The sequence below is a fragment of the Shewanella sp. 10N.286.54.B9 genome, assembly GCF_041468565.1.
Taxonomy (GTDB): Bacteria; Pseudomonadota; Gammaproteobacteria; order Enterobacterales; family Shewanellaceae; genus Shewanella.
Genome location: NZ_JBFRIY010000004.1, coordinates 104030 through 126479, shown reverse-complemented (window position 1 = coordinate 126479; position 22450 = coordinate 104030). Strand labels below are relative to the sequence as shown.

General features: G+C 42.8%; 18 protein-coding genes. 7 read left to right on the top strand and 11 right to left on the bottom strand.

The window, feature by feature from the left end; all coding sequences use genetic code 11:
* Window positions 1-1146 precede the first annotated feature (1146 nt).
* Window positions 1147-1608, bottom strand: coding sequence for a tRNA (uridine(34)/cytosine(34)/5-carboxymethylaminomethyluridine(34)-2'-O)-methyltransferase TrmL (trmL, locus tag AB4135_RS01600; RefSeq protein ID WP_371989737.1), 462 nt, complete (start codon window positions 1606-1608; stop codon window positions 1147-1149).
* Between the two features lie 277 nt (window positions 1609-1885).
* Here trmL and AB4135_RS01595 point away from each other — a divergent pair, with 277 nt between their 5' ends.
* Entirely contained in the window at window positions 1886-2830 is a 945-nt protein-coding gene (locus tag AB4135_RS01595; protein WP_371989735.1) for a LysR family transcriptional regulator, read from the top strand.
* Window positions 2831-2848: 18 nt separating this feature from the next.
* Here the strand turns inward: AB4135_RS01595 and AB4135_RS01590 are convergent, their stop codons facing one another.
* The 3 genes from AB4135_RS01590 to AB4135_RS01580 form a co-directional block, all read right to left on the bottom strand.
* On the bottom strand, window positions 2849-3709 hold the full coding sequence (locus AB4135_RS01590; RefSeq protein WP_371989744.1) for a YjjW family glycine radical enzyme activase: 861 nt from the start codon (window positions 3707-3709) through the stop codon (window positions 2849-2851).
* A gap of 18 nt (window positions 3710-3727) precedes the next feature.
* Window positions 3728-5281: a YjjI family glycine radical enzyme gene (locus tag AB4135_RS01585; RefSeq protein ID WP_371989733.1), complete on the bottom strand. Its 1554-nt coding sequence runs from the start codon at window positions 5279-5281 to the stop codon at window positions 3728-3730.
* Window positions 5282-5496: 215 nt separating this feature from the next.
* On the bottom strand, window positions 5497-7017 hold the full coding sequence (locus AB4135_RS01580) for an aldehyde dehydrogenase family protein (protein ID WP_371989731.1): 1521 nt from the start codon (window positions 7015-7017) through the stop codon (window positions 5497-5499).
* 236 nt (window positions 7018-7253) lie between these two features.
* On the opposite strand from AB4135_RS01580, the gene AB4135_RS01575 reads away from it, so the two are divergent.
* The gene (locus tag AB4135_RS01575; protein WP_371989730.1) at window positions 7254-8234 is read left to right on the top strand and encodes an MDR family oxidoreductase; all 981 of its coding nucleotides are present in this window, start codon (window positions 7254-7256) and stop codon (window positions 8232-8234) included.
* 73 nt (window positions 8235-8307) lie between these two features.
* Here the strand turns inward: AB4135_RS01575 and AB4135_RS01570 are convergent, their stop codons facing one another.
* Window positions 8308-9240 carry a LysR family transcriptional regulator gene (locus tag AB4135_RS01570; protein ID WP_371989728.1) on the bottom strand — a complete coding sequence of 311 codons (933 nt, stop codon included), beginning with the start codon at window positions 9238-9240 and terminating at the stop codon, window positions 8308-8310.
* Window positions 9241-9707: 467 nt separating this feature from the next.
* Here AB4135_RS01570 and AB4135_RS01565 point away from each other — a divergent pair, with 467 nt between their 5' ends.
* From AB4135_RS01565 to AB4135_RS01550, 4 genes are all read left to right on the top strand, one after another.
* Window positions 9708-11228, top strand: a complete 1521-nt coding sequence (locus tag AB4135_RS01565; protein WP_371989726.1) for a flavocytochrome c — start codon at window positions 9708-9710, stop codon at window positions 11226-11228.
* 28 nt (window positions 11229-11256) lie between these two features.
* Window positions 11257-11610 carry a cytochrome c3 family protein gene (locus AB4135_RS01560; protein WP_371989724.1) on the top strand — a complete coding sequence of 118 codons (354 nt, stop codon included), beginning with the start codon at window positions 11257-11259 and terminating at the stop codon, window positions 11608-11610.
* A 333-nt stretch (window positions 11611-11943) separates the two neighbouring features.
* Window positions 11944-13188, top strand: coding sequence for a hypothetical protein (locus AB4135_RS01555; RefSeq protein ID WP_371989723.1), 1245 nt, complete (start codon window positions 11944-11946; stop codon window positions 13186-13188).
* A gap of 174 nt (window positions 13189-13362) precedes the next feature.
* Entirely contained in the window at window positions 13363-14472 is a 1110-nt protein-coding gene (locus AB4135_RS01550; protein WP_371989721.1) for a hypothetical protein, read from the top strand.
* A gap of 74 nt (window positions 14473-14546) precedes the next feature.
* Here AB4135_RS01550 and AB4135_RS01545 read toward each other — a convergent pair whose 3' ends face one another.
* Window positions 14547-15446 (bottom strand): LysR family transcriptional regulator, encoded by a 900-nt coding sequence (locus AB4135_RS01545; protein WP_371989719.1) that lies wholly within the window; start codon window positions 15444-15446, stop codon window positions 14547-14549.
* A 121-nt stretch (window positions 15447-15567) separates the two neighbouring features.
* Between AB4135_RS01545 and AB4135_RS01540 the strand changes: the two genes are divergently transcribed.
* Complete coding sequence (locus AB4135_RS01540; RefSeq protein ID WP_371989717.1) at window positions 15568-16215, top strand: TetR/AcrR family transcriptional regulator; 648 nt, start codon at window positions 15568-15570, stop codon at window positions 16213-16215.
* A 38-nt stretch (window positions 16216-16253) separates the two neighbouring features.
* Here the strand turns inward: AB4135_RS01540 and AB4135_RS01535 are convergent, their stop codons facing one another.
* The 5 genes from AB4135_RS01535 to AB4135_RS01515 form a co-directional block, all read right to left on the bottom strand.
* Window positions 16254-18173 carry a methyl-accepting chemotaxis protein gene (locus AB4135_RS01535; protein ID WP_371989715.1) on the bottom strand — a complete coding sequence of 640 codons (1920 nt, stop codon included), beginning with the start codon at window positions 18171-18173 and terminating at the stop codon, window positions 16254-16256.
* A 26-nt stretch (window positions 18174-18199) separates the two neighbouring features.
* Window positions 18200-19243, bottom strand: coding sequence for an inorganic phosphate transporter (locus tag AB4135_RS01530; protein WP_371989713.1), 1044 nt, complete (start codon window positions 19241-19243; stop codon window positions 18200-18202).
* An 11-nt stretch (window positions 19244-19254) separates the two neighbouring features.
* Window positions 19255-19923, bottom strand: coding sequence for a DUF47 domain-containing protein (locus AB4135_RS01525; RefSeq protein WP_371989711.1), 669 nt, complete (start codon window positions 19921-19923; stop codon window positions 19255-19257).
* Window positions 19924-20027: 104 nt separating this feature from the next.
* Window positions 20028-20855 carry a hypothetical protein gene (locus tag AB4135_RS01520; protein ID WP_371989710.1) on the bottom strand — a complete coding sequence of 276 codons (828 nt, stop codon included), beginning with the start codon at window positions 20853-20855 and terminating at the stop codon, window positions 20028-20030.
* A 13-nt stretch (window positions 20856-20868) separates the two neighbouring features.
* Complete coding sequence (locus AB4135_RS01515; RefSeq protein ID WP_371989708.1) at window positions 20869-22236, bottom strand: OprO/OprP family phosphate-selective porin; 1368 nt, start codon at window positions 22234-22236, stop codon at window positions 20869-20871.
* Between the last annotated feature and the right edge of the window lie 214 nt (window positions 22237-22450).

Sequence of the window (22450 nt, the reverse complement as noted above, 5' to 3'; positions counted from 1 at the left end):
GTAACAAGTTACTCGCGCTATTAAGCCTATGAATGCGCTGCATTCAAAACTGGCCTTCTTCGCCCCCATTTATCCCCTGCGGGGGTAATAGAGAGTAGGTCATTTCCAGGCGGCTAATACAAGAAAGCCCGTTGCTAACGCAACGGGCTTTTTTACATCTGCGATTTGAGTCAGTTAATCTACTGGCTGTAGACCTTAGCGATGCATTAAATACCTGTGTGGCAGATATGCCCTAGTAATAATTAGTTGTTTATCAGTCACTTTCGAAATATAAGAGATGAATGCCCTTTGCCTAAGTAACGGGCCTTTTGCGTTTAATACGTTTTATTGAACAAGCTGCATGATAGTTGTGTGGTTTATATCTCTTCTCAAGTGTCAAAGTGCTTAGCTTTGGAGTGGTCATGCTGTGTTTGTGGATATGCTGCTAGAGCGGCCTCGGCGTAGCTTTAGTCTGGTTACTTATAACTATTGTTTGTCTGTTATCTACATCGATAGTTTAAGGGTTATACCAATTCCATTAAGGATATACTTAGTCCAGAGCTTTCTCATAGCTTTCAATTCAAGGCGCATTGTAGAAGAAATGGTTATTCCCTTTTGAGACAATGCAACGTAGCAGTGAAAGTCCTGAGGAGCTCACAACGTGCGGCTGATATTTAAGGTATGGGGAATCACTTTATAGAGCGCATGTGACCTTCGATATACGACTAAATCGTCTATTTTTTACCATACAAAATAAGGCAATCCGGCGCTCCTTGGCAGTCAGATTTAGGAGGTACGAAACCAAGGATGGTCGAAGGTAGAGTAATGCAGGAGCAATTATCGAGATCGAAGCAGGATGCCAGAGCCGAGAATAACGATTAGCGATAAGCGACTTACTTGTCTAAATTGATTTTAACTCCCGCTGAATGAACAACTCTTTAATGGAGCTGGTATTAGCATTATAGGGGCGCTAGTTATATTGTGGTCGTGGCGAAAGCAGTCCTGCAGTATACATGGTTAATTGTATTGTGGGAGATGAGTGACTTGGTGGAAAAGTACTAAGGGTGGGTTATTGCGTTTACAAAAGATAAAGCCGCCAAGAGACGGCCTTAATGTCGCGGTGATTAGCTTAAGTAGCTCGCCGAAGTATAACCAGTATCGAAAGGCTTAAACTCCAGAGTAATCCAGCTGTCGCCAAGCTTCGTAGCTGATAATCGCAACAGCATTAGAAAGATTTAGACTGCGACTCGTAGACATCATCGGAATTCTAAGTCGTTGCTCAGTGGGTATGGCATCTATTATCTCTGCAGGCAAGCCACGACTCTCTGGTCCAAAAAGCAACACATCATCTTGTTGAAAGGTTAATTCTGAATGCGGGCGACTGCCTTTAGTAGTACAAGCCATAATTCGTTTGCCTTGCATTGCTTCGAGAAACGATTCGAAATCTTTATGGTGAGTAACCTTTGCCAAGTCAGCGTAGTCTAAACCAGCACGACGTAACTTTTTATCTTCCAAGTCAAAACCTAAAGGCTCAATGAGGTGCAGTTGGCAGCCGTTATTAGCGATGAGTCTTATTATATTACCGGTATTTGGTGCTATTTCCGGTTCGTAAAGTGCTATATGAAACATGCGGGCCTGCCTAAATTTAAGAGCTGAGATCTACTCCAACCGTAAGTATTGGTTAGTAAATAAATTGAACATCTACTCACTTGATTGATACGAGACACTAAGCGCTTTTATTTGATCATTATTCAAAGAGTAAAACATTATACGGCAAACAATGGGGTGCTGAAAATAGCGTCGTGACGTGAGTTTGCTCGTATATCTGAGTTAGCTCGATATGCACAAAACTCAATTAGGTCTATATTGCACTATATTAGAGCTCCCTCCACTAATAGGCACTATGATGGATATCGCTAAACTCTCACGGATCAGTATGAAGCATTTAATCACCTTGCATGTGATGCTTGATACGCTAAGTGTAACAGCAAGTGCTAAGCGGTTATGTTTAAGTCCTTCTTCTGTCAGTAAGACATTGAGCCAACTACGGCAGAGCTTAGATGATGAACTTTTCTATCGTCACGGCAATAAGTTGGTGGCAACGCCTTTAGCACGGCGTTTAGGCCCGAATGTCCATCAAATCATTCATGATATGAATCTGCTAATAACGCAGGAGGCGTTTTCTGCAGCCGAATATGAGGGGCGTTTTTCATTAGCTATGCGTGAAAGTACGTTTGAGTTGGTTGCAGCCAAACTAGTGGCAGATGTGCTGCAACAAGCCCCGCATATTAAACTCGATATTCATGCTAAAGACAGTATTGGCTTCGAGGGGATCGTTAAGGGAAGTTTAGATTTTATTCTATTACCCCACGATAGGAGTCAACCGCCCATTTCGCAACCTGAGCTAGTTTGGGAGACACTGATTGGTGATGAAATGGTATGTCTGATGAACGCTCGCCATCCCCTAGCGGAAAAGAGAGCGATTTCAATCGATGATTACCTAAATTTTAGCCATATTGGGATCAGTGATAACGATCTTAATCGGCCTTTTTTTGAGTTGAAACTCGAACAGCAAGCTCGGAACCGCGCTACTCCATTATCAGTTGCGGATTTTGGTAGTGCGGCGTTGATGTGTCATCACAGTGAGCTGTTATTTACTTGTTCACGTCATTGGGCGGAAAATGCACTGCAAGCTAAGGGGTTAGTTATTAAGGAGTTACCTTTTGACTATGGTGAGGTCGCATATAGCTTGGTGTGGCACAAACAAAGTATGAATGATCCTGCTCATCGCTGGTTCTACGAACGACTAAAAAAGGTTACTGCTGAATTGTTTAATGATAAAGCGCTCTAGAGAGAACCTGGATAAGAATTATAGATAACTGCTTGGCAGTACGATGTTTCTCACTCCACGCTGCGAAAGCTGTGCTGCTAGCTGTTTAGTCTGTGTTTCGCTGCTAGTTGACCAACTTAGGGCTGTTCCGGTAACGCCATGGTGCTGGAATGCATTGAGTTTGACCCGAACATTTACTGGCAGTTTTTTTAGGTGACTTGCTACCGCGGTTAATTCAGTGTCGAAATCGCTAATTCCAGGAATATGTAGTAAACGTACTTCATACAATTTCCCCTCAGAGGCTAATAACGCTATAGCGTTGATCACTCGATGATTGCCTCTGCCGGTAATATAGCGATGGGTATCTTGCTGCCAAGATTTTAAGTCGATCATCGCGCCATCTATAATGGGCAGCAATTGTTGCCAACCGCCAGTACTTAGGCTGCCATTGCTATCTAACATACAGCTTAAATGTGCTAAATCTTTATCCGCTTTTATAGCATTGAACAATGCGATGATAAAAGGTAACTGAAGGGTCGCTTCCCCACCGCTTATGGTAATGCCATTAAGAAAGTGTACCTGTTGACGGATAAGTGTCAGTAACTGCTCTACACTATAACGTTGAGTTTTGGGGGTTGATTGCTTAGGGCACACCGTAAGGCAAAGATCGCACTGAGTGCACAATGCCTCATTCCAGATAACTTGCGGTTTATTGTTGCTTGTTATTAGGCTTAGCGCTTGCGTTGGACAGCTTGGGAGGCAATCTCCACAACTATCACATAAATCTATTGTGTGCGGGTTGTGGCAGCTTTTACAGCGATAATTACAGCCCTGCATAAAGACAACGAACCGACTACCAGGCCCATCAACGCAAGAAAAGGGGATTATTTGGTTAACCACCGCTATATTAGTCAAAGTTTAATCCGTATAGCTTGGCGTCAATTCATGCGCTATCACTCGAGGCTGACGTAACAATATTTTGGTATTTGCTGCAGCTTCTGCACCTAAGCCGGTAGTGTTAGTCCTGGAGCCACTCTGTTTAAATTTTTCGATATCAGAAAGCTTAATCATATAGCCTGTCACCCGAACCAGATCGTTGGAGGCGACATTGACTGTAAACTCTCTAAAGCCTTGTTGCAGTGCACCTTTACAAAGCTGGAACATGGCTAGTGGATTTGATTTAACGGTTTCATCTATAGTGAGAATATCACTTATCCCTGAGGTGTAATATTGGTGATGAGCCGCTAAAGCTTGAATATGGGCGATGGGGTTTGGCTCCGTGCCATAGGGGATCCGCACACCTGGGGTGACATCTTTATCTAGACTGATTCCGCCTTGTGAATGCAGCAGTGCTCTACCGTTATAGCCGTGATCCACAGCAGTTGCTTTCACTATGCTATCGAGTGTTTTTGATATTTGATGCCCTAATTCATTGGCTGCGCGGTGGTGTCCATAATATGGGCTTGGTTTTTCTGAGTTTGATTCAGTCAGCTCTGGATGCCCACGCAGAATATTAACCGCTTCTGCCATGCCATAAATACCAAACATAGGGGCAAAACGTGTCTCCTCAATCAGACCCTCTTTGACTAAAAAACTGCTGAAGAAGTTAGACTCTTGATGGAGAAACTTACAGCGCGCATTGATCAATTCGTAGGTCAGCTGACAATAGTGTGGCAGTATATTTTCAAAGAAATCGTTGATGTCAGCAGCTTTTAATGCAACCTCTTTTAAGTTAAGGCGTACTAAGGTGTTCGCTCCACCTGCTAGTGGTAGGGAGTTGTAGCAACTAACGATACCAAAGCCTTTATCATCATAGCTTTTTGCATGGACTGGATAGTTGGCAATATGGGGTTTACTGCATTCACAGATATTGGTTGTCGCAACGTGCAGTAACTCATCAGGTGTAATGCTTGGGTCATACATAAACGTTAGATTTGGGGCTATCTGTTTAAGCTCCGCATCTATCCTTAAAATCGTACGACAAACGATATTGTCAGTTGGGCCAATATTAACGTGCATGAAAGCATCTGGTAGGGTTCTATCGAGCATGATCCAAAACAGCTTCAATTTTCGGTAAATGGTATTACTATCTAAGCCTTGGCAAAAAGGCATTAGCACTTCATCTAACTGACCTAGATACACAGGGATATTGGTAACGGAAGGCACATGATGATAAAGAATAGTGAGTGCATTTAGCGCTTCATCTAGGTCTTGCGCTGCATTTAGCTCTAAGTATTTAGACCCTTGCTTTAAGTACTTAGCATAATCTGGCAGCACGTATCTTGGCTTGAAAGGTGCATTACCTTCAAACATATCGCCAATAACCCCTGCTTGCATGGCTTGCTCAACCGCTGGTGACACCGCAACATAGGGCAAACTAGCATCTGCTTCGAGCGCTAGAAAATTAGATTTTTGCTTAGGAGAAAGTGTTGCGTCGCGAGTAATTTGAGCTAGACGTGTTTGTAAGGTCATGGCGTTATATCCACTAATATTTTATGGATAATATTTTAAAGTAAGCCTCTAAATGCCTATAGTGAAAAGCCAGCAAGATAGTTTTTCCCAAATGGAAAATCGGTAGCGGAGATCGCAGCTTATGAGAAAGTAAAAGCCAAATATAGTGCAATTAATCGCGACTATATTTGGCTTTGTAGCTGAGCGGGCAATATTTTTACCATTATTGCCGTGTTTTAAAAGAAACCAAGTGGATTAGCATCGTAACTGACGAGTAAATTCTTGGTGTTCTGATAATGGTCGAGCATCATTTTATGGGTCTCACGGCCAATGCCTGACTTTTTATAACCGCCAAAAGCAGCGTGAGCAGGGTAGGCATGATAGCAGTTGATCCACACCCGGCCAGCTTGGATACCACGACCCATTCGCTGGGCGGTATTCATGTCTCGAGTCCATACCCCAGCGCCCAACCCATATTCGGTGTCATTCGCAATCGCTAGCGCTTCGGCTTCATCTTTAAAAGTGGTTACAGAGATGACAGGACCAAATATCTCCTCTTGAAAGACCCGCATGTCGTTGGTGCCTTTTAAGATAGTTGGACGAATATAAAAGCCTTGGCCATGTTCACCTTCAAGTTGGCAAGAATCACCGCCAATGAGCACCTCTGCGCCTTCGTTCTTGCCTATTTGTAGATAACTCAGGATCTTATCAAACTGTTCTTGAGAGGCTTGAGCGCCTACCTGAGTATCTGTATCGAGCGGGTCGCTCTGTTTTATGGTTTTACTACGCGCTATTACTTTGGCAATGAAATCGTCGTAAATGGATTCTTGGATTAATACTCGTGATGGGCAGGTACACACTTCTCCTTGGTTAAAGAAAGCCAGTAACATGCCTTCAATCGCTTTATCAAGATATTCATCTTCATGTTGCATTACATCTGCAAAATAGACATTGGGCGACTTACCACCAAGCTCAACGGTGGAGGGGATTAAAGATTCTGCGGCACACTTTAAAATATGGTGACCAATTTCTGTAGAGCCGGTAAATGCCAGTTTGGCGATTCGAGTGCTTGTTGCCAATGCTTGACCGGCTTCATTACCAAAGCCATTAACGACATTGAGAACACCTTTAGGTAGCAGGTCTCCAATGAGTTCAAGCATCACTAGAATAGACGCTGGGGTTTGCTCGGCAGGTTTCAAAACGATGCAATTACCGGCAGCGAGTGCAGGAGCAACTTTCCAGGCGGCCATCAAGATAGGGAAGTTCCATGGAATGATCTGTCCTACAACTCCCAGAGGTTCGGGAAAATGGTAGCTGACGGTATTAGCGTCAATATCGGCTGCACTTCCCTCTTGAGCACGAATACAGCCAGCGAAATAGCGAAAATGATCTACGACTAAAGGCAGATCGGCCGCTAAAGTTTCTCGCACAGCTTTACCGTTATCCCATGTTTCAGCGATAGCGAGTGTTTCTATGTTCTGCTCAATACGATCTGCGATCCGTAATAATATATTGGATCGTTCTGTAACGGAGGTTTTGCCCCAGCCATCTTTAGCATGGTGGGCGGCATCAAGTGCAAGTTCAATATCACTGGCATCGGAGCGAGGGATCTGGCAAAACACTTGGCCATCAACAGGGGAAGGGTTATCAAAGTAGCGGCCGTTTACGGGCTTAACCCATTCACCACCAATAAAATTTTGGTATTGCGACTTGAAGTTAACAACAGCACCTGCTGTTCCTGGTTTGCTGTAAATCATAGTGTCATTCCTTGTACGTTTTTTATGCGACAACTCAGTGTAGTCTCAAAGTAACCGTCAAGGTATAGGAATAAAGTCGAGTAGTTTGTTGCTAGGGAAATTGGCTATATTAATGCTCGATAGTTAAACCCATAGCAATACATGCATTTTGCGCATTGTTTCTATGCAAAATATGCACTTCAGTCATAGCTGTTTATAGCCTATGCTCTCTGTATTAGTTTAAATAGGAACTCGTCATGTTTAACGCACTTGTATTGACCCAAGAAGAAAAGCTTACTCACGCTAACGTTTGTCAAATATCTGAGGCTGAACTGCCTGAAGGCGATGTATTAGTTGAAGTTGCATGTTCTTCTTTGAATTATAAAGATGGCTTGGCCGTTACTGGTGTAGGAAAAATTATCCGTAATTTCCCTATGGTGCCAGGTATCGACTTTGCCGGAACGGTACTCGAATCAAGCGATGAGCGTTATAAGACGGGTGATAAAGTTATTTTAACTGGCTGGGGCGTTGGTGAAAACCACTGGGGTGGCCTAGCAGAAAAAGCACGAGTAAAGGCTGATTGGTTAGTGCCAATGCCTGAAAATTGCGACGCCGCTAAAGCGATGCAAATTGGCACAGCAGGTTTGACTGCCATGTTATGTGTTCAGGCATTACAGCAAGCAGGGATTAAGCCAACTGATGGCGATATACTTGTGACGGGTGCCAGTGGTGGTGTAGGCAGTGTTGCGGTAACCTTGCTAGCGCAGTTAGGTTATCGTGTGGTCGCAAGCTCTGGCCGTGTTGAGCAAAATGGCGCGCTTTTGACCAAACTCGGAGCAAGTGAGGTTATAGATCGCAGTGAGCTTGAAGTCGATGCTAGGCCATTGGAAAAGCAACGCTGGGCGGGTGTGGTTGATACTGTCGGTAATAAGGTATTAGCAACCGCATTAGCGCAGATGCAGTATGGTGGTGCAGCGGCTATTTGTGGCTTAGCTGGCGGTTTTGCTTTACCGACTACGGTAATGCCATTCATCCTACGTGGGGTAAACCTTTTAGGCGTTGACTCAGTATCATGCCCATTCGATAAGCGTCAAACAGCTTGGCAAGACGTGCTTAGACTGCTGCCTGATAGCTATTTTGAACAAGCTTGTGAGGCTATTTCTCTTGAGCAAGTTCCTGAATTTGCACTGCGTATTATTAAAGGTCAAGTTACAGGTCGGGTACTCGTTAAACTTTAAGTTAACGATATAAACAATAGCCCAGCTTATCGCTGGGCTTTTTTGTGGCTTCATTCCAGCGGATTTATCTTCACTATAAATTCTGTGGGCTTTGGGCTAACAATTTTTGTGTGGCTGCGCTTATTTGCTCACGTAACCACTTCTGCGCTTTGTCTTGCTCGCAGCGAGAATGCCAAAAAAGATTGTAATCTAAGCTGGGTAATTTAAAGGGCAGCGGTTTTACTTTAAGCCTATGACGCTGAGCGACTATTTCGGCCATGCCTTCTGGCAGGGTAATAATAATAGGATGGATCGATTGTAGCGCGAGTGCTGTATCGATATGCGGTGTTCTAAGTAGCTCGTTGCGAGCTGGATAATGGCTAATTGCTTCATCTAATAATGCTTTGACCCCATCACTTATCGCAATTGTTGCGTGAGGGTAGCTCAAGTAATCTTCTAAACTTATGTCGCTATTGGCCAGTGGGTGATTGGGTGAAAGCAGGCAACTAACGCCCACCTTACCTAAAAATGTATGCTGTAAATTTCCGGTTTGCCCTATAGCACGACAAATTGCCATGTCAGCTCCTTTTACGCTGAGTTGTGCCTGTAACTCAGTGTGTTGCACCGGTAAAATCTCCAGTCTTATATTGGGAGCTTGCTGGTAGATATTGGGGAGAATAAACGGTACTAACGCTTGCATAGCGTAATCAGTGACAGCGACAGAGAATTGCTGCTCACACTCAGCTGGAACAAAGGCTTTTGGAGTGAGTAGGTTAATCAGTTGTCCTGTTGGCAGTTGTAGCTGTTGGTAACAGTCGAGCGCAAATTGTGTTGGTACCAGTTGTTGTCCTACTCGAGAAAATAGCGGGTCATTGAGCATATCGCGCAATCTAGCCAGAATGCGGCTGGTGGCTGATTGACTAAGGTGCAGCCTTTTAGCCGCTTGGGTCACGCTACGTTCTTCGACTAAAATTTGTAGGGCTATTAGCAAGCTTAGATCTTGGCGATAGATCTCTTCTAATTCCATGTTTTCTTGGATCCCTAGTCTGGCATTATTGTGATGAACGAGTTTTAGCTCTTTTTGTAAATCATATCATGGCACGAAGCAACGCTTTCGAAAATGCGATATGAAACCTCGTTTAACGACAGGTTGTTGCTGGTATGCTGTTTACGGTTTATTAACATTTTACGTTTGGTTGTACGGCAAATATGTTAAAATCTATATTCTATCTTCTGCTCAATGTTTTAGCGGACAAGTATAATCGCTAAATTAGCATGGTTGTGGTGTCTAGAGTCAATTTGTTGTGATAGCGCATTGTTTGGAATAGGTTCCAAAATACTCCTAAAGTAGTAAAAAACTTAAACATTAGATCTAGCTTTTACTTCTGAAATGTTACTGCATTGTTTTAAAATATTCCGTAACAAAACTCCCGTTTTGGAACTGATTCCAGTCCTATTATGTCCCTGTCGATTAAAACTAAAAGGTGATGACAGATGAGTAATAACAATCTGCTGGGACGCCGTAATTTCATTAAAGGAATGGGAGCAGCAGCTGGTGTCGCAATGGCAGCACCAGCAATGGCCATTTCTGAAAAAGCGGATGGCGTAAAGTGGGACAAAGAAGTTGAAGTTCTAATTATTGGTTCGGGTTTTGCGGGACTTGCGGCAGCAATTGAAGCTACACGTAAAGGTGCAAAAGACGTTCATATTTTTGAAAAGATGTCTTACTTCGGTGGTAACTCAGCCATTAACGGCGGTTTATTCGCTGCGCCTGGCACACCGATGCAAAAGAAAGAAGGCGTAAAAGATTCTGTTGACCGTATGGTTAATGATCAGCTTAAATCTGGCCGCGGTATCGCCGATGAAGCATTGCTTCGCCATGTTGCAGAACATGCCGTTGAAGCACTACAAATGACTATGGATGCGGGTGCAGAGTTCCACCCATATCTACAACAGTTAGGTGGCCACTCAGTAGCGCGTACTTATCAAACTACAGTGAGCTGTGGTGCTGGTATCACTCAACCGTTACTGCATGAATGTCGTAAGCTTGGGGTACATACTCATAACCGCGCTAAATTTGAAGGTTTCTTAGTGGGTAAGCAAGGTGAAATCGTTGGCGTTAAAATGCGCGAAAACTACCACTTTGGTGAAGACCAACCAGGTAAAGTGAGCAATATCCGTGCGAAGCGTGGTGTGATCATGGCTACTGGTGGCTTTGCGCAAAACGTCGATCTACGTATGGCGCAAGATCCAACACTTACTTCTGAAGTGGGTTGTACCAATGCTCCAGGTGCTACTGGTGAAGGTATGTACGAGATGTTCCGCTTAGGTGCTATCCCTGTTCATTTAGCACATATCCAGTCTGGCCCATGGGCATCACCAGATGAAGGTGGTTTTGGCTATGTCTCTAACTACTCAATCTACAATTTCCCTCATTCAATGGCTGTTAACCGTCTAACCGGCAAGCGTTTTATGAATGAAATTGCTGACCGTAAGACTCGTGCAGATGCAGAACTTGCATGTCGTGATAAGAAAGGTGAAGCACTTCCTCCGATTTTGATCACTAGCTACAAGGATTCTAAAAAGCATCCAAATACTAAGAAAGTGATTAAGTACAACGTAGGTTGGAAGTTCGATACGGTTGAAGAGTTGGCTAAGCATTTTGATGTGCCACTTAAACCACTTAAAGCACAGATCGCTGAATACAATGAGTACGTTAAATCAGGTGAAGATAAGCAGTTTGGCAAGAATATGACCAAAGCCAAAGACAAGTTTATTGAAGCGCCATTTACCGTGGTTCGTTTGTGGCCAAAAGTTCACTACTGCCAAGGTGGTGTACAGATCAATACTGACGCAGCAGTAAAAGATAGCTTTACTGGTCAGTCAATTCCAGGTCTGTTCGCAGCGGGTGAAGTGTGTGGTGGTATTCACGGTGTGAGTCGCTTAGGTAGTTGCTCAATTCCTGAATGCATGGTGATGGGTATGACAGCTGCTCGCAGTGTCATGAAAGCCTAATTTTGCCAGATAATACGAGGAATGAGCGATGATTAAATTAAAAGCGGTACTAGCGCTAACCTTTGGTTGCCTATTAACTTTATCTGCGCAAGCGGTAGAAGTACGTGACCATCATAAAGAAGTGATTGGTAAAGACTGTAAAACTTGTCATGACAATGGCATTAAACAGTTCCCATCCGATCAAGCTTGTTTGCAATGCCATGATATTGATGACTTAGCTGAGCAAACTGCACGCAGTGAAGAAGATAAGTGGCAAAACCCACATAATAACCTTCACTACGGTAAAGAGTTACCTTGTCAAGAATGTCATGGTGAGCATACTCCAAAGCAACCACTTTGTAGTAACTGTCATACATTCAAGTTTGATAAGTTTAAGAAGTAATAATTAGCTTTACTTTGAGCTAAGTTCCATCTCAATTGTCCTAAATCATTAGGCGGTGGCTATAACAGTTATTAGTTATAGCCATTTTTATTTAAATTGAAATTCCCTGCAAAGAATTTTATTTGGCCTCTATTAGAGGCCTTTTTTATTTTTAAATTATACGGCTCTATTTTTTAGTTGGTGCTTTATAATTTATTGGTGATATTGTTAACTCTTTTGTATTATTATTTATTTTTTGTTTTTTATTTAAAACTTGCTTGTTACCAATTTTTGGAACCAATTCCACATGTATTATTCCTGATGTTAATAATTATAAATAAACAGGTGTGATGTATGAAAACTAAAATGTTATTAGGAGCGCTGTTATTATCTAATGGCGCTATTGCTGCAGATATTCCTGACTTCCTAGATTCCAAAGAAGTTAAGTCCGCTGAATTTGTTTGTTTAGGGGAACAACCAAGTTATTCAGCTAAAGATCAAAAGTACATTGATACTTTATGGAATGAAACATTAAGTTATTTAGAAGCCTATGCAGTTGCGTTGACCAATGACCAATCGAGTGGCTGTTTAAATTCAGACACCGCCTTGATTGATTCTACCGAAGGTGGCCAGAGCATGTGCGTCATGGATAGACGTGACATGAAGCTTATGGTCAAGAATATCTATCAAGTATTGAATAACAAAGATGCAGCGAAAAAATGTTTTGGTGCCAGAGAAGACGTTAGTTGGATCTACAATCCAGGCGGAGAGTTAACTAAAAACTCACCCGTTGCACAGCATTTTAAGCGTACGACATTTAAAGAGTTTTTTGATAAGAAAGTCACCGACAAAGACGTTAAAAAGTATGGTGAGCAATTCACCAAAAACTTCTACAAAATGGTGACAGGTGACGAAGTTAAAATGCCTGCAGTATTCCCGTATGACATTAGTGCTAAAGCATTGCCAAACCTATGGGCAGCAGCGGGTTGGTTCCCTATGTACGCTGAAGAAAGTAAGCGTAATGACAAGAACTTTAATAACATACGTGGCGGTTACGCCTACGCGGAAATTTTTGGTCACTGGGGCTTGTTGCGTATTGACGAAATCAATGGTGAAAAGGTCGGTGCTGAAGTGGGTATGACAGTGCAATCTGTTGATACTTTGTACCCGTTCCATAACCATGCCATTTCTGAAATGTATTACAACATGCGCGTTCCTGCTTGTACTAATCAGTTTAAGACAATGGCTGTGCGCGAAGACTCGCCATTAGTTAAGACGGTTAAAGAAGACGACACGATGCGTCGCGTACAGTTCGATGAAGGTCAACATAACTCGCAAACGATGTGGTTATCAGCAAGTGCAGAACAAGATCCATTAATGTACTTCCATCAAAATACCATTCACGCTTTTGACATCGACGGCAGCTGCGAAGCCAAGCCTGAAGAGCGTGCCATCGTGTCGGTATGGGCTCGAAGCAATGCTCATGACAAGCGTAATGATTATGGTACGACTCTACTTTGTGAATCAGCAGAAAACCCAGGGACACCTGCTAAACGAGGTGAAGTTATTCAGTGTGACTTAACTAAGTTGAAGTGGTAAATATATTTTAGGTATTAGTGGCAGGAGCTCCCCCTGCCACTAACGCCAAGGAATATTGTTTTAATTAAATAATAAAACTAAATATGCCCGTCGCACTAATTAGTCTGTTCTTATAAACATACTCATAAATACAAAAAATATATTGTGACGGCAAGGATTCGATTAGAGGTAATGATGAAAAATAAAATTATAAGCTTAGCGGTTGCAAGTGTGCTATTTCCAATGCTTGTTACCCCAGCAGTTGCAGACGATTTAAAAATTGGTGGTTCTGTTAGAGCGAACTACAGTTATAGCGATTATTCTGAATCTTCAAAAGATAAAGCTGGCGACTTTGATTTTAACTTGGTTTCAATCACTTTTGCTGATAAATGGAACGATATTGGTGTTGCTGCTGAATATCGTTTTTACCAAGGCTATGACTTTTTAAAATATGGCTATGCCTACTGGGATGTTAATGAAGATCTTACCGTGAGTGGTGGTGTTATCAATAAACCTTTTGGCAATAAAGGTTATGCATCTCACAACTGGTGGTATAGCTTAAACTACTATCTAGGCTTTGAAGATGACTACGGTGTTGGTGTTGCTGCTAAATATCAAAAAGGCAGTTCATTAACTGAACTCGCATTCATTAAAAATGCGGTATACGGTAGTAGTGATCACCGAGATTTCGCCGGTACCGTAGCCAAAGGTACCATTGGTGATATTGACTACAATAACGAAGAAACTAACACCATCGCGGGTCGTCAGAGCTTTACCTTAAATAGTGGAGACTTAACCACGGTTATTGGTGCATCGGTTGAATATGGTCAGCTGTACAATACCGAATTTGGCGAAAATGGTGATACTCTCAATTACGCTGTGCATCTGGATATGAACTATGACGGTTGGGGCTTTCAGGCACAATACCTAGCTTATGACTATGACCAATATGATGATGGTCGTATTGATCCAAATAAGATTGGTATGGGTATGTTGGATAGTTTCTTTGAAGTAGCCAGTAAAGGTAATATTTACACCGCTAACCTATCAAAGAACATTGCGACCTCTTGGGGGAGTTATACTATCTACAATGATTTCAGCATGGTTCAGCCAGATTTTGATGAATACGATGACTCGATACTGAATACCACCGGTGTTTCATTAAGCTATGGACCAGTATTCGTTTATGTTGATTATTACACAGCAAAAAATGTGCTTTGGCTCGGTGGCAACAGCCTTGGATTGACCCAAGCTAATGACGATTGGGATCATCGCTTCAACATCAACTTTGCTTACTACTTCTAGGTAAGCCTGTTATACCAATCGGTATAAAACAAAAATGCCAACGTTATCGTTGGCATTTTTATGTTCAAATAACTTTATTGGTAATCTGAATCAGCTTCTTTAGGGGGTGATGCTTCACCTAATTCAGTCACGTTGGCTTTAATTAGGTTAATAAGTTGGTGAGTTGCGTCAGTTTGAGTTTCTGGGTTTAGGTATAACGACTCATTAAATACCGGTAAGGGTGGAATGTTATGTTCGACCGGATCGAGGATCTGCATGTTGTCGTTAATACGGAACTCAGCGATGGGTGAAATGACTATGTCATTTTCTACCGCTAAGCACATGGCGGCAGGTGAGGGTGTCGATAGCAGTACGCTCAATGGTCGCATCGATATTTGGTGGTTAGCAAAGACTTGTGCCCGAATAGGGCAGTTTTCTGGGTAGAGTGCAACGGGAACCGTTTCACGTTTATGGGCGCTGCCGCCTTTTGCCGCGACCCAATGGAATCGACGCTCAAACAGCAATTCACCAAGACCTGCTGCTGGCGCTTGCCAATGAGTTGCGACAATCACATCAAACTCGCCATTATGTAAGCGCTTATAGAGGTTGCCACTTACATCGGTATCAATCACTAGCTCAATACAGGTAAATTCACGAATAAACTCAAGTAAGCAGCTGCCAAGATAACGGTTGATGTAATCTGTCGGTACGCCGAGTCGTATGACTTCACGGTTTTGACATTCTTTTAACTCATCAAGTGCTTGAGAGCTAAGTTGCATCATCTTGTACGCATAGTTTAATAGCGTCTTGCCTGACTCAGTTAAACTGACACCTTTATTGTCTCTTAACAGTAAAGGTTGGCCAACACTCTCTTCTAGCTTTTTGATTTGTAAGCTAATAGTTGACTGTGTTCGGCATAGTTTGTCCGCCGCTTTGGAGAGGTTTCCACATTCAACTACTGCAATAAAGCTTTCTAATAGTTCAATTTTAAGCATGGGCTATTGAGTTTGTTCATGATGCTATCAGTATTACTCAATAACCCCATTGCTCCTAGTCTGCTAATGTATGAATGTGAAGTTTATTTAAGTTTATTGTTAGATTTGTGAAGAGGTCGACATGAGTAATTGGCAGCAGCGAGAAAGCTATTTGACTGAAGTGGCGGAGCGATGTTTACGCGGTCATAAAAGTTTTGATTTGCGCCGGTCTCATTTGGTTGAAGCCAGCCAGATCTCAAAAGGAACTATCTATAATCATTTCCCCAGCGAAGCGGATTTAGTGGTTGCAGTGGCGACTGCACATATCAAGCATCGTTTAGAAAGGGCAGCGATTGATAGCGAACTTTATCCTGATCACCTCAAATGCTTTCTTATGCATCATTGTTGGTCAATTCGTGATGATCTTTTACATGATCGTTTCATCATCGCTCGAGTGATGCCTAACTCTGAACTATTAGCGCAAGCAACAGATGATAATCGCTCTGCCTTTGAGCAGGTTTATTCTGAATATATAGAATGGAATTATCAGACCATTGAGTCTATGGGCGTGGTTGAAGGCTTTAACAGAGCTGAGCTGGTGGCTAACTACCTGCGCGGAGCACAGATAAATTGTAACGACGCTGATAAACACTACAACGACCCGCATCTCTACTATCAATTTAGCTATGCATTGGCGCAGCTACTTGGGCAGTCAAATAAGCGCCTACCGACGTTAAATTACTATATCGACTGGCTAGCAGAGCTGGATGGTGCTGCCAACGCGGCTTGATGGTGCCGTCATTAGCGTTAACTCCATATCAAACTTGATTAAAGTATAAAGTTGTCGCATTCATTACTGAGCTGTTTGGTTAGCTCCCCCAGCTGGCGCGACTCCGAAGCGACAGTGGCTGAAATTGACGCGACATTTTGACTTATCTCCTCGATTTGAGCCAAGTTCTGAGTCAGTTCCGACGTTGCCAAGGCTTGCTCTTTACTGCCTAGAGCAATAGACCTTAGCTGTAGGTTTGAGTCTTGCATTTGCTGAACAATATGGTCAAAGTCATTTTCTGTGGCGGTCGCTATATCATTGCCCTGTGACATTTTATCTAAAGAGCCATCGACCAAGCGGATGCTTTCTGATGTAGCTTTAGCTGTGCGGTTAGCGAGGTTTCTCACTTCATCAGCAACCACAGAAAAGCCTTTACCATGTTCTCCTGCTCTGGCAGCTTCTATTGCTGCATTGAGCGCTATTAGGTTAGTTTGAGCGGCTATGTTGGTAATTTCATGCATAATACTCGCTATCTCATTGCCAGAATGATTTATCCCTGCAAGCGAATCGAGTAGAGACTGCATCCGCTGGTGGCCTTGGTCGGCTTGAACCAGTGTTTGTTGGCTTTTGCTATCGACCATGGCGGTTGAGTTCGCGCCTTCTTGGGTTTGATTTTCTATCTCTTGCAGCGCTGCGCTCATAGTTGATAAGGACGATAATTGATTATCTGCGCCGTTGGCGAGCTTAGCGCTATCACTGTGAAGTGAAGCTGAAGTGTGTCGGATGGCAAGACTGCAATCTTTAACCGCATTCACTAAAGTGGCGAGATTAGTGCGCATTTTATTCAATGCAAGCCCTAACGCATCCTTTTTACTCGCTACTTTTACCGCGCACGAGAGGTCGCCATGAGCTATGACTTCAGCCGCATTTATATGTAGGCGTTGCACTTCTATTAAATGTGACACCGACTTGGCAATGTGGCCTAACTCATCTTTTCGAAGTAACACAGCTTGCCATGCTGTTTGATTTGAATGGCTAAGATCAATATCGCCCTTAGAGAGATCGTTGACTGCAGCAGATACCGTACTTAAGCCATGGGTTATGATGTTGACGAGCTTAACAATCAGTAGTGCCACAATGAGTATTGCAATGAAAGCCACCACCGCGCTAAAAAAGATAAGCTGATGCTGACTATCTTCGAGTTCTTGCGTTTTTACCGCACTGACAATTAGCCAGCCACTAAGAGGCTCTGAACTAATCCAGCCCATATAATCTTGTTGCTGCTCTTCAAAGTTAATAAGCTGATTTTTAGCTTGGCACAAATCGGCAAGGTGAGCTTGGTTACTTTGCTGTTGTTGTAAATTTTGATGCGCAACTAATAGGCAGTTGCTAGATAAAACAAATGAATTACTGTGCTGGTCGAGTGTTTGCGTATTGACGTAATCCGTATAAAAGTTATCTAACGGCATGCTCATAAAAAGCACATTTTGCTTGGTGACTTTGACAGCAAATGTCACTAATAATTTGCCATCGACCCTACTTGTTACTGGCTCTGAAACAATTGCTTTAGTACTTGCCAGAGCTTGTGAAACGTAGCCCATGCTGTTGTATTTTTTTCCGATACGCTGGCTATTACTGGCAGCTATCGCCTTTTTTTGATTGTCTAAAAGTGCAATGTTTCGTGCACCGACTTGTTGGGCAATAGCATTAAGGTGAGCCGAAGTTCTTACTCGGTATTGCGCATCATCAATCGCCATCATTATAAAGGGACTTTTTGCTAATGCATTGATGGTATTTAGATTGTTGTTGACCCAGCCGGCAATATTACTCTTTAGCAAATCAGCATTCGTTTGCATAGCATTTTCAGATGCGCGTTGCATCATGTTCAAGCTGTTAGTGATGGTAACCCACGCAATGACAATAAACCCAAGTGCTACTAATGGGATCAGTAATGCGTTAAATCTATAACGTAATTTCATAATAGGTCCATTGTCTTTTAGCTGCGCTATATCACAACTTGCTTGAACAGGTTTTGGATAATAAATAATCCGATGAAGCAAGCGATCGCGGACATAATCGGGGTAATGATCCATCCAACAATAATTTTTGAAAGTACTGCCCATTGCAGGGGCAAGCGTTTAAGCAGCGCAATACCGATAACCGCGCCGATAACCGCCTGAGAGCTTGAAACTGGCACGAGGGGAATAGGTGGTAAACCTATAGCAACAAAGGCGTTAGATAGGCTTTGGGAAGAGAAAATAAATAGCACAATAGAGTGGGCCATCACCACCACCCATGCGGTGACAGGGGTCATTGAAATAAGGTTATCACCCACGGTCATCATCACTTTCTTGGAGTAGGTGAATACCCCGATACTGATAGCTAGCGCACCGATAAAAAATAACTGCATAGCCGCAGTAAACTCAACACCAAGTATGGTCATTGGATTAATCGGAGTACTAAGCACAAATACTCCCATCACATTGGCGATATTGTTAGCCCCTAAGCTGTACGAGCCAAATGCCCCTGCAGTAATAAGACCAATACGAGTCCATTTATCTAACTGAAAAAGCCCTGGGCGCAACTTGGTTATTGCGGCGGTGACGGCCTTAAATAGCAGTACGGCAGTAACGGCAGCAAGAATAGGGCATAACACCCAAGTGGACATGATTTTAGTAAGCACGGCAGAGTCGGTTGGCATGCCACTAAACAAATTCCATCCAATAATTGCGCCTACAATGGCTTGCCCTGTTGATACTGGTAAGCCCGACTTTGTCATAAAGTAAACGGTTGTTGCTGCCGACAATGCCACTGTAAATGCACCGCCAATGGCTGATACTTTACCCAAAGAACCAATGGTATGAGAAGCTCCAGCACCACTGATCACAGCACCTAAAATAACCATCACAGAGCAGATGAGTGCGGCGGTTGAGAACTTAACCATGTTGGAGCCAACAGCAGTACCAAATACATTTGCGGCATCATTTGCCCCAAGTGACCAACCAAGAAATAAACCGCTAGAGAGAAAAATCCAGATTGCGATATCCATGCTATCTCCTGTTATTGCACACGTTTAAGAGTGAAGATTGCAATGCGGTCACTGATATCTTCAGCGAGGTTGGCGACTTGATCGATACGATCGCAAAAGTAGCGCAACTGGATTTTATTAACTAAGGGAAGGTCGGTATCAAATAACAGCACTTTAGTGCGGGTACATAATCGGTCAGCTTCACTTTCAAAGGCGATAACTTTGGTGTGATATTCCTGTACGCGCTGAAGGTCGGTGAAAAAGCTTTTGGCACATAACAGCGTATGGTCGATAGTCTCACCGACCTTATCTAACAGAGTCAGTAGCTCTGCCGCAATCGACTGTGGGATGAGGGGCTGCTCTATTTTTAGATGCAAGCCAATGGTTTCTTGTTTATTGATCAGGCGGTCGGTGAGATCAATTAATGACGCCACATCTGAACGTAGATCGGGGATCAAGGTTTTACGGTAAAGCGTTTGTTCAATCTCGCGCTTTAAGTTATCAGCCTGATGTTCAATCTCTTGCAGTTCAGTTAAAGCTTGCTCAAACTCCGAGCTGGTGGGGCCATAGGTTAGGTAACTGTTCCACATTTGGACTGACTTGTGATGTGACAATGTCACTTGTTCAAAGAAAAGGTAAACCTTTGTTTCTGTTGTTTCACTCTGAGAAAGAAGCGTAGTGAGCCGAGAAAAGCCAAACATTGGCATCTCCTTATTATTGTAGTTAGATGATCACGGGGAGTGGATTGCAAACAAGGCCGTACGGGAGCGGTGCACCGCCAAGTTTGCAATCGGGTCGAAAGGTATTACTTGAACGCTTTACTCATTTCAAATGTTGCATTGGTTTTAGAGCCTTGGTTGTCGCCCGCACCAAGGTTGACCTTATTAACCTGTTCAAATAAGTAGTCATAAGCTTGTTCAAGACGCTCTTCGTCTTTTAAGCTGCCCTTAAATGAAAATTCGGTAAAGGTTACTCTAGGTTGACGGTAGTACGGCGTCCAAAGTTGGAAGTCGATCTCAATGTCATCGAAACGTCTATCTTCGAGGGTGCCTTCCCAGCCATGGGTCCGCATGACGACCGTTTGTGCCAACTCTTTTTTATTATCCTGGTAGATGTCACCGACAATGTCCCAAACAGTACTGTTGGTTCTAAGCACCTTGAACACTTCCTCATAATCAACCTGTTTGACATTAATATCGGCAGGAGAGTATGGGATATCGTAGCTAACACTGTACGCAGCTTTGCCGTTGGTATAGTCAATTTCAGCTTTTCTGTAGTTACTGACATCACCAAATGCTTCAGGATTTGCTGCGCGTAACTTTACCGTAATCTTGCTTTTTCTTGGTTTGGTTACATGCTCTCGAACACGAATACTGACAGATTTCTCTTTAAAGGCACGGCTTGGGGTGTCGATATAAGTGACCAATTTAATTGAGATATCTTCGTCAAAATTGATGAAACTAAATGCCTGTTTAAACTCTGGTGTTATCTTGTTAGATGCATAGGGAAGTGTTTTACCTACGCCTGTATTGACATGATATTCAAGAGATTTGAATTGATCTGCTGATAAAGCATAAGCACCAGAGCTTAGGCATAAGTTGACCAGTCCAACGAGTAATAGATTGTTTCTCATATTAACTCCTCAGTTAAAATGCATACTGCAGACGAGCTTGGAAGATATTACCATCTTGTTCATACAGCATTACGTCTGGATCATTGATGCTTTCAAAGCCCTGTTCATAGTCAGCTTTGGTATGCACATAGTTAAATTGCGCTTTTAAGTTATTCTCAAGATACCAGTTGATACCAATGACATAATCGGTTTTTTCACCACCGTATATTCCAGCGTCAGTATCGTTGAAATCAGCATAATCAATACGTGCAGCTAACTCCCAAGCACCGTAACCACCTGCTGAAATTGCATTTTCAGGCTTAACTGTTTTAAAGGTGCCTTTTTTAGTGCCGTATCTCCAGCTTTCGCCCGTCAAGGTATAAACGGCCTGTGCATAACCACTGTTGATCGTCGCGCTGCCTTTATTGTCACCTTTGATAAACAGATCATCTGTTTTCGCCATCATGTATTCGGCTTGTATCAAGAAATTACGATGTTGATAAGCAGCTTCAAGCCCATAGTGTTGGGTAGACTTAGTATTGAACTTACCGGTATCGATGATTCTGCCTGTGGCCTTAGTATTAGGGCGGGCGCGATAGCGAGTCTCTTCCATGTTGCTATTATTTTGGGTATAAAGCGCGCTTGCACCTATATGCAGTAAGTGATCGCTATTTTTAATCGGCGTCATAGTAAAGCGAGTGTTGAAAACGTCTTGCTTTTCATTCAGGTCATCATCGTTAATGACAGCAGTCACACCATAGCCAACAGTAAAGTTATAGCCATCGCCATAATGTAACCAAGAGGCGCCCACTGCACGTTCAGGAGAGAAGGTATCTGTGCTTGCGCGTTCAAGGAATGCTAAGTTTTTAGAGCTGCCAGTGGCCTCAAGACCAAAACCAAACTTTTGGAAGCCAAGTTTAATTTGGCTGTTGTCAAAACCACGATAATTGACGTTTGCATCTTTGACTTCAACTTCTGAAACGCCATCAAAATCAAACTCTAGTGAGTATTTCCATACATTTGAGAAGTAGCCTTCAACACCAAAGCGTACGCGGCGGAAACTGACTTCGTTGAGTCCATCTTCATATTCGAGCTTACTGCCAGTATAGAATGGATCAGCATTGACATAATCGAGTTGAATTCGACCGGTAAATTGCATTGTTGATTGGCCATCTTTGGAGACTAGTTCCGGTGATGGATCGCCACTGCTAAATTTAACGCGGTCAGTATCTTTAGCTGCATCCTTTGCTTCAATTAACTCTATCTCTAGCGCATTAAGTCTCTCTTCAAGTTCCATTACTTTATCTGATTCAGACGCCATTGCTGCAGAAGAAAAGCAAAGTAGGGATGCAGAAATAGCAAGTGCAACACGAGAAGGGGAAAAGATGTTTTTGTTCACCATAGTAGTTTTCCTTAATGTCATTCTTATTAGTGTTAACGCAGTGTAAAAACTTAGTGTCTCTTGATGACTTAATAGTAGAGATATATTTGGAATAAAAACATGATCTAGGTCTACTAATTTCAACTTAATCGTACAATCATTGTTATAAGTTGATGAGTTTCTTTAGCCGGTATTAATAGGGCGGTATTACTGTAAATATTTAGATTCATATAGG

What these genes read in the sequence shown, in the direction of transcription:
- trmL (WP_371989737.1), bottom strand. Translation starts at nt 1,608, where the DNA reads ATGTTTCATATAGCACTTTACGAACCGGAAATAGCACCAAATACCGGT.
- AB4135_RS01595 (WP_371989735.1), top strand. Translation starts at nt 1,886, where the DNA reads ATGGATATCGCTAAACTCTCACGGATCAGTATGAAGCATTTAATCACC.
- AB4135_RS01585 (WP_371989733.1), bottom strand. Translation starts at nt 5,281, where the DNA reads ATGACCTTACAAACACGTCTAGCTCAAATTACTCGCGACGCAACACTT.
- AB4135_RS01580 (WP_371989731.1), bottom strand. Translation starts at nt 7,017, where the DNA reads ATGATTTACAGCAAACCAGGAACAGCAGGTGCTGTTGTTAACTTCAAG.
- AB4135_RS01575 (WP_371989730.1), top strand. Translation starts at nt 7,254, where the DNA reads ATGTTTAACGCACTTGTATTGACCCAAGAAGAAAAGCTTACTCACGCT.
- AB4135_RS01570 (WP_371989728.1), bottom strand. Translation starts at nt 9,240, where the DNA reads ATGGAATTAGAAGAGATCTATCGCCAAGATCTAAGCTTGCTAATAGCC.
- AB4135_RS01565 (WP_371989726.1), top strand. Translation starts at nt 9,708, where the DNA reads ATGAGTAATAACAATCTGCTGGGACGCCGTAATTTCATTAAAGGAATG.
- AB4135_RS01560 (WP_371989724.1), top strand. Translation starts at nt 11,257, where the DNA reads ATGATTAAATTAAAAGCGGTACTAGCGCTAACCTTTGGTTGCCTATTA.
- AB4135_RS01555 (WP_371989723.1), top strand. Translation starts at nt 11,944, where the DNA reads ATGAAAACTAAAATGTTATTAGGAGCGCTGTTATTATCTAATGGCGCT.
- AB4135_RS01550 (WP_371989721.1), top strand. Translation starts at nt 13,363, where the DNA reads ATGAAAAATAAAATTATAAGCTTAGCGGTTGCAAGTGTGCTATTTCCA.
- AB4135_RS01545 (WP_371989719.1), bottom strand. Translation starts at nt 15,446, where the DNA reads ATGCTTAAAATTGAACTATTAGAAAGCTTTATTGCAGTAGTTGAATGT.
- AB4135_RS01540 (WP_371989717.1), top strand. Translation starts at nt 15,568, where the DNA reads ATGAGTAATTGGCAGCAGCGAGAAAGCTATTTGACTGAAGTGGCGGAG.
- AB4135_RS01535 (WP_371989715.1), bottom strand. Translation starts at nt 18,173, where the DNA reads ATGAAATTACGTTATAGATTTAACGCATTACTGATCCCATTAGTAGCA.
- AB4135_RS01530 (WP_371989713.1), bottom strand. Translation starts at nt 19,243, where the DNA reads ATGGATATCGCAATCTGGATTTTTCTCTCTAGCGGTTTATTTCTTGGT.
- AB4135_RS01525 (WP_371989711.1), bottom strand. Translation starts at nt 19,923, where the DNA reads ATGTTTGGCTTTTCTCGGCTCACTACGCTTCTTTCTCAGAGTGAAACA.
- AB4135_RS01520 (WP_371989710.1), bottom strand. Translation starts at nt 20,855, where the DNA reads ATGAGAAACAATCTATTACTCGTTGGACTGGTCAACTTATGCCTAAGC.
- AB4135_RS01515 (WP_371989708.1), bottom strand. Translation starts at nt 22,236, where the DNA reads ATGGTGAACAAAAACATCTTTTCCCCTTCTCGTGTTGCACTTGCTATT.